10 protein-coding genes, 1 tRNA gene, 1 rRNA gene and 1 other RNA gene are annotated in these 7,716 nt (G+C 37.7%); 3 read left to right on the forward strand and 10 right to left on the reverse strand.

The annotated features are described in order from the left end of the window. The 8 genes from BLV40_RS27180 to tadA all read right to left on the reverse strand — a co-directional run. Positions 1-266 (reverse strand): 16S ribosomal RNA (locus tag BLV40_RS27180); the annotation flags it as partial. A 233-nt stretch (positions 267-499) separates the two neighbouring features. Beyond that, positions 500-769 carry a pro-sigmaK processing inhibitor BofA family protein gene (locus BLV40_RS27185; protein ID WP_090695719.1) on the reverse strand — a complete coding sequence of 90 codons (270 nt, stop codon included), beginning with the start codon at positions 767-769 and terminating at the stop codon, positions 500-502. Positions 770-873: 104 nt separating this feature from the next. Next, complete coding sequence (locus BLV40_RS27190; protein WP_090695721.1) at positions 874-1,095, reverse strand: YaaL family protein; 222 nt, start codon at positions 1,093-1,095, stop codon at positions 874-876. A gap of 14 nt (positions 1,096-1,109) precedes the next feature. Further along, entirely contained in the window at positions 1,110-1,706 is a 597-nt protein-coding gene (recR, locus tag BLV40_RS27195; protein WP_017150461.1) for a recombination protein RecR, read from the reverse strand. Between the two features lie 17 nt (positions 1,707-1,723). After that, entirely contained in the window at positions 1,724-2,050 is a 327-nt protein-coding gene (locus BLV40_RS27200) for a YbaB/EbfC family nucleoid-associated protein (RefSeq protein WP_170833727.1), read from the reverse strand. A 25-nt stretch (positions 2,051-2,075) separates the two neighbouring features. Then, positions 2,076-3,764: a DNA polymerase III subunit gamma/tau gene (dnaX, locus tag BLV40_RS27205; protein ID WP_090695723.1), complete on the reverse strand. Its 1,689-nt coding sequence runs from the start codon at positions 3,762-3,764 to the stop codon at positions 2,076-2,078. 133 nt (positions 3,765-3,897) lie between these two features. Continuing rightward, positions 3,898-4,162, reverse strand: an RNA gene (gene ffs, locus BLV40_RS27210) — signal recognition particle sRNA large type. A 78-nt stretch (positions 4,163-4,240) separates the two neighbouring features. After that, a complete protein-coding gene (tadA, locus tag BLV40_RS27215) occupies positions 4,241-4,738 on the reverse strand; it encodes a tRNA adenosine(34) deaminase TadA (RefSeq protein ID WP_026593366.1) in 498 nt (165 codons plus the stop codon). A 329-nt stretch (positions 4,739-5,067) separates the two neighbouring features. On the opposite strand from tadA, the gene BLV40_RS27220 reads away from it, so the two are divergent. From BLV40_RS27220 to BLV40_RS27230, 3 genes are all read left to right on the forward strand, one after another. Beyond that, on the forward strand, positions 5,068-5,607 hold the full coding sequence (locus BLV40_RS27220; RefSeq protein ID WP_090695724.1) for a cysteine hydrolase family protein: 540 nt from the start codon (positions 5,068-5,070) through the stop codon (positions 5,605-5,607). A gap of 121 nt (positions 5,608-5,728) precedes the next feature. Continuing rightward, on the forward strand, positions 5,729-6,364 hold the full coding sequence (locus BLV40_RS27225) for a deoxynucleoside kinase (protein ID WP_090695726.1): 636 nt from the start codon (positions 5,729-5,731) through the stop codon (positions 6,362-6,364). 2 nt (positions 6,365-6,366) lie between these two features. Further along, positions 6,367-7,035 carry a deoxynucleoside kinase gene (locus tag BLV40_RS27230; protein ID WP_090695728.1) on the forward strand — a complete coding sequence of 223 codons (669 nt, stop codon included), beginning with the start codon at positions 6,367-6,369 and terminating at the stop codon, positions 7,033-7,035. 35 nt (positions 7,036-7,070) lie between these two features. Here the strand turns inward: BLV40_RS27230 and BLV40_RS27235 are convergent, their stop codons facing one another. Then, a complete protein-coding gene (locus BLV40_RS27235) occupies positions 7,071-7,454 on the reverse strand; it encodes a sigma factor-like helix-turn-helix DNA-binding protein (protein ID WP_026593370.1) in 384 nt (127 codons plus the stop codon). A 167-nt stretch (positions 7,455-7,621) separates the two neighbouring features. Continuing rightward, positions 7,622-7,714, reverse strand: a tRNA-Ser gene (locus tag BLV40_RS27240). Between the last annotated feature and the right edge of the window lie 2 nt (positions 7,715-7,716).

A 7,716-nucleotide genomic window follows, 5' to 3' on the forward strand; every position in this document is an offset into this window, starting at 1 on the left:
TCACCAACTAGCTAATGCGACGCGGGTCCATCCATAAGTGACAGCCGAAGCCGCCTTTCAATTTCGCGCCATGCAGCGCAAAATGTTATCCGGTATTAGCCCCGGTTTCCCGGAGTTATCCCAGTCTTATGGGCAGGTTACCCACGTGTTACTCACCCGTCCGCCGCTAACTTCATAAGAGCAAGCTCTTAATCCATTCGCTCGACTTGCATGTATTAGGCACGCCGCCAGCGTTCATCCTGAGCCAGGATCAAACTCTCCAATAAAGTTAGTTTGTCTAGCATCTAAAATAAAAATTGACGTTTCACGTTGTTTGTTTCGTTTAGTTTTCAAAGTTCAATATCGCGTTTCAGCGACTTTCATAATATAACATTTCTTAATTAATTCGTCAACTTCTTTTTTCTTTCGTTGTTGACGACGCTTATTAATTTACCATATTAACAATTAATAAGTCAACACCCTTTTTCATTTTTTTTAAAAATAAATGCCAAAATGCTTCTCATCCTGGCATTATATATAATTTAATGATAACTAAAGCACAAATACCCGGTATTCCCAAAACGCTAGAAACAGAAGCTGTACCTATATTAATTGGAATATGAAAACCAAAGTATGTTCCAATCACATTAACGGCAAACAACAACACTACACCTATCATTACTTTAACAAACATCTTTCCTATGACTTGTAATGGTCTCATCGAAGCGCCAAAAATCAGCAAAACAAATATCAAAGTTAGGATTCCACCAATAACGAATGTAGAGTTCATTTTCTCCCTCCTTATATAACTTATACATTCTATATGTATGGGACAAGGAAACAAAAAATGCCGTTCAATTATATAAAAAGACCCTGGTTACAAAACCAGGATCTTTACCATCGCTCCATTTTCACCGGACGCCTCTTTGCTTCTTTTAGCAAGAAAAAGTATTTCGCTTCTGCTAATTTCAAAGAACACAGCACATCTTGGGATGGTTCAACACTTTGTTCTACCATCCTTTTTTGACGTAGCCACTCATTCTTCACTTTTTCTAATGAGGCTATTAACTTATCATCATATTCTTTTCGCAACTTTCCCTTTTTTTGAAAAAACATTTTGATTTCTCCTCTTATACTTCTCTACGACCTTCTAAAGCCTTCGATAACGTTACTTCATCCGCATATTCTAAATCTCCACCAACGGGAAGACCATGCGCAATACGAGTCACTTTAATACCTGTCGGTTTTAAGAGGCGGGAAATATACATCGCTGTAGCTTCCCCTTCAATATTTGGGTTTGTTGCTAAAATAACTTCTTGTACAGTTTCATCCTGTAATCTTTTTAACAATTGCGGAATATTAATATCCTCTGGACCAATTCCCTCCATTGGCGAAATTGCACCACGAAGCACATGATAGACACCTTGATATTCTTTCATTTTTTCCATTGCGATTACATCTTTTGCTTCTTGCACAACACAAACAACTGATTGGTCACGATGTGAATCATCGCAAATATAACAAGGGTCACGATCTGTAATATGTCCACAAACTGAACAATATGTTAAATTTCGCTTTGCATTTACGAGTGATTTAGCAAAGTCTAGTACGTCATCTTCTTTCATATCTAGTACAAAGAATGCCAATCGAACAGCCGTTTTCGGGCCAATTCCCGGCAACTTCATAAAGCTATCTATGAGCTTTGAAATCGGTTCTGGATAATGCATGATTCAATATCCTCCTACTAGAACATTCCACCTGGTAAGTTTAAGCCTTTTGTGAATTGCCCCATTGTAGAGTTTGAAAGTTCCTCAGCTTGCTTAATTGCATCATTTGTTGCAGCTAATACAAGATCTTGTAACATTTCAATATCTTCTGGATCTACAACTTCTTCTTTAATTTTCACATCAAGAATTTGCTTGTGACCATTTGCAATAACCGTAACCATTCCGCCACCTGCTGTACCCTCAACTGTTTTTTCACCAAGTTCCTCTTGTGCTTTCGCCATTTGCTTTTGCATCTTTTGCATTTGCTTCATCATGTTATTCATATTTCCCATTCCGCCACGCATCATAATAAATTCCTCCTAGTTATTGTTATTCTTTTATTTCAATAAGTTGTTGCCCTACTAATTTTACCGCCTCATCTACGAGGGGATCTACTTTTTGTTCTGCAGCTTCTTCTGAATTTCCACCTTCACGCTGTAAAAATTCCTCTCGTATTTTCCCCCACTCACTCTTTGGAATTGCAATCATGTTTAACCTTTTACTAAGCAATTCAAAGAGAGTCTGCTCTACAGTATCCATCGCATCACGATTTTCACTTGCCATTTTGCAATGTATCTCATATTGGAAAGCTAAAACATAAGAATCCTCAGAAGCTGCTACTGGTTCACTATTTTCTAATAATACAGCAAAAGCCACTTTGTTATAGGATTTAAGTCTTCCTAACAACTCACCCCATACACCTTTTAGCTGTTCTAAATTTTGGCGTTTTGCCTGCTTTAACACCTCATGTACACGACCAACAGGAATTTTCATATTCCCTGTCCGCACAGGTTTCGGTGCTGCACGTGTCTCTCTTACTTCCTGTCCTACACCAGCTGGTACTCCATTTTTCTTCACATGTTCCAATTCTTTTTCTAATTGTTGCATTCTGTTCATAATTGCTTGCAAACGATCCGCACCATTTGCTTGTACCATAAACTGCTGGCAAAGTTGTACCATAACAACCTCTAGGAAAATTCGCGGATGATTTGTCCACTTCATCTCCTGTTGCCCCTTACTAAGTGTATGAATAATTTCATAAATGATCTCAGGTTGCATCGCTTCACTTAGCATACGGAACTGTTCATCTACAATTACTCGTTCTAACATATGTTCTAATTGTGGTGAAGTTTGATATAAAAGCATATCACGATAATAGTAAATGAAGTCTTCCATAAAACGAACTGGGTCTTTTCCTTTACTCATCATATCATCAATAATACGCAACGCTCTTGATACATCATTCTCTCTTATACATTCTACAAGATTACCTAAATATTGTTGAGAAACAGAACCTGTTACCGCTAAGACGTCCTCAGTCGTAACAATCTCATCGCTATAAGAAATAGCCTGATCAATCAGACTAAGCGCATCACGCATGCCACCTTCAGCAGCACGTGCAACAATTTGCAACGCCTCATCTTCTACCTTTGTACCTTCATTTGTAACAACTGTCGCTAGTCTCTCTACAATGTCATGTACTGATATCTTTCGAAATTCGAAGCGTTGACAGCGTGAAATGATTGTAGGTGGAATTTTATGAGGCTCTGTTGTCGCCAAAATAAAGATAACATGTGATGGCGGCTCTTCTAATGTCTTTAACAGCGCATTAAAAGCCCCCATAGAAAGCATGTGAACCTCATCGATAATGTATACTTTATATCTCACTGCACTTGGGGCATACTTTACTTTATCTCTTATATCTCGAATTTCATCTACACCGTTATTTGAAGCCGCATCAATTTCTAATACATCCGAAATAGACCCTTTTGTAATGCCTAAACACGCAGGACATTCATTACAAGGTTCAGCTACTGGAGCATGCTCACAGTTAATTGCCTTTGCAAATACTTTTGCAATTGTCGTTTTACCTGTTCCTCTCGGGCCAGAAAACAAATAAGCATGCGAAGCTTTCTCCTGAAGAAGGGCATTCTGCAACGTTTTTGTTACGTGCTTTTGACCAACTACATCTTCAAACTTTTGCGGCCTCCATGTTCGGTATAACGCTTGGTATGACACGAAAATACGGCCTCCCTCAAAGGTTATTATCTTGTATATTATAACCCATTCTGTTTATAGATTCCAAAAGTTATTTTCTATGCAAAAAACCCACCTCTTTGTATGAGGTGGGTTTTGTATACATATATAACTGCCGTGCACCTTCTGTCGATTACGTACCATAAGCGTTACTTAAGCAGTTAGCTCGGTTCAGGCACTCCTGCGGCACACGAGAAGACCCGCTTATTGCTGCTTCCTTCCGGACCTGACAAGGTTCACGGGGTCCCGTTGCGCAGGACCCAAACGTCAACACCACTTACTTAAGGCAGGCCTTACAGCAACATAACCTCGAGAAGGGATTCGGCCTCGCTAGAGCGGATTGCGAGTACAGGGCACCGCTACCTCCCCGCTTAGCACGGCAAAGTTAAAACCAATATTCGGTTGCCTTATTGAAGGCATTATCAGTATAACTTGTTTCTTCATAAATTGCAAACCTGTTAACGAGCAATATTTTCATCCAATTTTTTCTTTTGCTCTTTTCTCTTTTTTCGCAGCCCCTTAAAAAAGTTTGTTAACAACGCTCCACACTCTTCTTCCATCACACCAGATACTACTTCACATTGATGATTAAAACGCTCATCGGTTAAAAGGTTCATTAACGTACCTGCACATCCGCCTTTTGGATCACTTGCACCATATACCACACGTTTTACACGCGATAAAACAAGTCCGCCTGCGCACATTGGGCATGGCTCTAATGTAACATATAGCGTAGCGTTTTCTAGGCGCCACGTACCTAACTTTTTGCAAGCTTCATCTATAGCTAATAACTCTGCATGAGCGATTGATCGTTGCTCTGTCTCCCTTAAATTATGAGCAACGCTGATTACTTCCCCATCTAGTACAATAACAGCTCCAATTGGAACTTCTTGAATTCCTTCAGCTTTCTTTGCTTCTTCAATTGCAAGCTGCATAAAATAAATGTCTTGTTCCATAATACAGTCCTCTCATTACGAATAAAGTATTATAACCCTTTACTCCTATATCAACCCATTTTGATTTTTGAGCATATAATCCCCTGCTAAGCAGAATAAAAATTGATCTCCACTCATTTTTTCCTTTCAGTTTCAACTGGCATGGGGCAGGAAAAGGATTTGATCACTTCTATGCAGGATCGCAACCTCTCTCCCGCTCTAAAAGAATGAGTCCATGCTTTTTTTCATTTATATTCATATACGTACTATTCAATTATCCTTCTCCTTACAGATGCAGGATAACTTTCACACATTCAATCCAACCTAAAGAAAAGAAAGGGTGACTACATATGAAAAATACTGCACTGCTCATTATTGACATGATTAATGACTTTCAATTCTCACACGGGCCAACCCTTGCAAAAAAATGTCAAATAATCACAGAGCCCATCTTACAATTAAAACGAACAATGAAAATGAATGGTTATCCTGTTATTTATATTAACGATCATTACCAACTATGGAGAGCTGATATCGACCAACTTATTACTCATTGCACAAATAATTATAGCAAAAACATTATACAAGCAATTGCCCCCAGCACAGATGACTATGTTTTTATTAAACCACATTATTCGGCATTTTATGAAACTCCCTTAAATTCTTTATTAGGACATTTAAAGGTTGAAAAACTTATCATAACAGGGATTGCGGGAAACATATGCATCCTTTTTACAGCGAATGATGCTCATATGAGAAACTACACATTATATGTACCTCAAGATTGTACTGCTTCTAATTCTGATCAAGATAATAAACACGCTTTAAAAATAATGGAAACGACATTAAAGGCAAATATCATGCCCTCTCCTCAATTAAAATTTGAATAGCGTGCGTCGATTTTCTAACTTTTTATGACAAATTAGTCCGCTTGCTTCCCTCTTATGCTACAATAATTCTGTTTTGTGCTTTTTATTTACAGGAAATTATGAATTGAAAGGAGGAAACAGCGTGACCGGAGTACCATTTATTACGGTTGAAGGACCAATCGGTGTTGGAAAGACTTCACTTGCGAAGGAAATTTCAACTCACATGCAACTCCATTTATTAAAAGAAATTGTTGATGAAAATCCTTTCTTAGGAAAGTTTTATGAAAACATTGAAGAATGGAGTTTTCAAACAGAAATGTTCTTTCTTTGCAATCGTTATAAACAATTGGAAGACATTAATATAAAATACTTGAATCAGCGTAAGCCAGTAGTAGCAGATTATCATATATTTAAAAATTTAATTTTTGCATCTCGCACATTAAAAGACGCTCAATATGACAAGTACATGCAAATTTATCGTATTCTTACGCAAGATATGCCCGTACCAAATGTCATTGTATATTTAACAGCAAGCCTAGAAACATTACAAAAACGGATCGCGATGCGTGGACGTGAATTTGAGAAAAACATGGATCCAAATTACTTACTACAACTTACCAAAGATTACGAAACGGCAATGGATGCCTTAAAAAAAGACCATCCTGATATTCCAGTGTTAAAATTCAATGGAGATAACATGGATTTCGTTAAAAATAGTGAAGACTTGAATGTAATTTTATCCACTCTCCAAAATACACTCTCAAAGGGGACGAAATAGCAATGAATTTAAGGCAAAAGTATGATATACCAAATGATGCAGTAATTACAATTGCTGGTACAGTCGGAGTTGGTAAATCAACTATGACAACTGCACTGGCTAACTCTTTAGGTTACCGTACATCATTTGAAAAAGTAGATTCGAATCCATATTTAGATAAGTTCTATGGTGATTTCACACGCTGGAGCTTCCACTTACAAGTTTATTTTTTGGCAGAAAGATTTAAAGAACAAAAAAGAATCTTCGAATACGGCGGTGGCTTTGTACAAGATCGCTCTATCTATGAAGATACTGGTATTTTTGCAAAAATGCATCACGAAAAAGGAACAATGACGGAAACGGACTATGAAACATACAAAGGGTTGTTCGATGCAATGGTTATGACACCTTACTTCCCTCATCCAGACTTATTAATCTATTTAGAAGGTTCTTTTGATGATATTGTCAGTCGTATTCAAGAACGTGGTCGCCCAATGGAACAACAAACACCAATTGAGTATTGGCAAGAAATGCACGGGCGTTATGAAAATTGGATTAATAACTTTAACTCATGTCCAATCCTGCGTCTAAATATTAATGAATATGATATCTTAAAAGATGAAAGCTCGATTGAACCAATCATTAAGAAAATTGGACATTTTTTAAACCAAACACGTAAGCTTGTGAAATAAAAAACCCGTGCATCTGCACGGGTTTTTCCATTAACTTACTTCTTCTTTTTCGTTGGAGCAATAATTTCGCTCTCAGGTTTCCCAGCATTAATACGCTGACGAACGGTGCTTGTACTAATATCATATGCTTCAGCAATTTCTTTAACAGTCATTTCTTTTCCATTAATAATTGCTGTTAATACTTTACCAGTACGTTTTGGAGCTGCATCTTTTTCAGCAGTTTTTTTCGGTGCCTCTACTTTTTTCGCTTCTTTCTTCACATTACAAGTACAACCGCAAAGTTTACGGAATGTATCATCACTTATAATACGAGATACGTTTGCACCACTATTTAAAATTCTATTGTTCTTACAGACTGGGCATTGTACATAATATAAAGTTTTTCCATCTAGAGGAAATGTTTGTATAATAAGATCCATGTTGACTCCTTTCATATCTATGAAGATAATCATCGGAATATGAGTGTTTCATAAGGCCAAACTTCACCTTACATCATACTTTCTGATTGGCTTTAAAATAAAAACTCGTTACGTGTTGGTAACGAGTTCTCCAATCTCCACTTATATGCGCTGTTGTCAATTATATCTGGAGGAGGTAGAGGGATTCGAACCCCCGCGCGACTCTCGCCGCCTGTCGGTTTTCAAGACCGATCCCTTCAGCCAGACTTGGGTATACCTCCAT

Source organism: Bacillus sp. 166amftsu (assembly GCF_900107445.1).
In the GTDB taxonomy this organism is placed as follows: Bacteria; Bacillota; Bacilli; order Bacillales; family Bacillaceae_G; genus Bacillus_A; species Bacillus_A arachidis.